Annotated in this window: 1 protein-coding gene; it reads right to left on the bottom strand. The window is 48.6% G+C overall.

What is annotated here, in order from left to right; all coding sequences use genetic code 11:
• Positions 1–132 precede the first annotated feature (132 nt).
• On the bottom strand, positions 133–1621 hold a 1489-nt coding region (locus tag MUY27_RS20515; RefSeq protein WP_245133357.1), incomplete at its 5' end, for an IS1182 family transposase.

The following is a 1621-nucleotide window of genomic DNA, read 5'->3' as shown; positions in this document are numbered from 1 at the left end:
AGTCAATTATGAGGCGGTTTTTTTATTTAAAGAGATTTTGACGGGTTTATTAGGAAAGCTGTATGGTGTCAGCTTACTTTAAGTTTTTTTGTTGGTTTGGGTGTTTTTGCAGAAAGAGGAAAGCCTTTTTTCTCAGGCCTTCCACTTTCTGAGGTTATGTGCGATGGAAAGTAATCCGATTTCGACCTCGGTTTTGGACAATCCTTTCAGCAGAAAGCGCCTGAAACGGTGGTTGTGCTTCAGTTGTGCGAATACCGGTTCTACATCGGCCGCCCGTCGTTTCCGGAGCCTGATGCCTTGCTCCGTGTTCAATCTTTCTTTGGCTGCCTGCTTGTGCTTTCTCAGGCTGTGGTTGACCTCAACGATCCGGTTACCTTGTCCCTTGTGACAAACGCCCCGCATCGGACAACATTCACAGTTCTTCGCCCGGTAGCGGCTGACAAGCTGGATGTGACCCGAGGTGGTTACTCTTTGTCCGTCACCGACGTGCTGCATCCGCTGCCCCATCGGACAGGTCAGATAGTTCTCCGCTGCATTATAGTACAGGCTGTCATTGCTGAAGGCCTTGATCCCTTTGTGCTGTTCCTGATCGAACGTGTTGTACTTGATATAAGCTTCAATGCCTTTGCCGTCCAGCAATCCATAGTTTTCGTCCGAACCATAACCCGCATCCGCAACGACGACTTTCGGCAGTTCGTTATACAGGGCTTCATACTGTTCGAGATGTGATGGCAGGGTCCCATAGTCAGTTGAGGTCTGATGCAGGGAATAGTTAAGGATGAACTGCTCCTGGGTGGATATTTGCAGGTTATACGCTGGTTTAAGCTGCCCGTTGAGCATATGGTCTTCCTTCATGCGCATGAAAGTGGCATCCGGATCGGTCTTGCTATAGCTGTTACGTACACCTAACAACTTCTCCTGCTCATTGTACTTTTCCAGGTTCTCCGGCCAGTGCTTTTCAGCGTAACGGAGCTTCTGTTTGATCTTGGTATCCACATTTTCCTGAGCTGCTAACTTTTGATTGATCTTAGCGATCGTTTCTTTCACCTTGCTGGCATCAACCTGCTCAAACGTCAGTGGTGTGGTATCTTTACGCTCCTCGGCTGCCAGGTCCTGGGCATACTTCCAGAGCTCTTCCAACTGGTTTTTGATCCGGTCTTTGTTCTTCTGGATACTTCTGCCCCAGACAAAGGTATACTTGTTCGCTACAGACTCGATCTTCGTCCCGTCGGTAAACACTGCTTCTTTTAACGATACAATGCCTTCCTGCTGTAACAAAAGCACGATCTGTGAGAAGATCTGCTTCAATACGCCTGACAGTTTCTCGCTCCGGAAACGGTTGATGGTATTATGGTCGGGCTTTTTCATCCCCAAAAGCCACATGAAGTGTACGTTCTGCTGTGCCTGTTCTTCCAGTTTCCTTGAAGAGTAAGTATTGGTCAGGTAACCATAGACCAGCAGTTTCAGCATCAGCCGCGGATGAAAGCTCGACGCGCCGCCGCCTTTATACTTCCGGTTGATCGGCTTGACATCCACTTCATCAACCACCTGCTTCACGATACGTACCGGGTGACCTTCCGGTACCAACTCCTCCAGTTTATAAGGTAAAAACGTTAACTGG

Source organism: Mucilaginibacter straminoryzae, from assembly GCF_022953055.1.
Taxonomy (GTDB): domain Bacteria; phylum Bacteroidota; class Bacteroidia; order Sphingobacteriales; family Sphingobacteriaceae; genus Mucilaginibacter; species Mucilaginibacter straminoryzae.
Note: the sequence above shows the minus strand (reverse complement) of the source record. Positions and strands in the feature narration are given on the sequence as shown.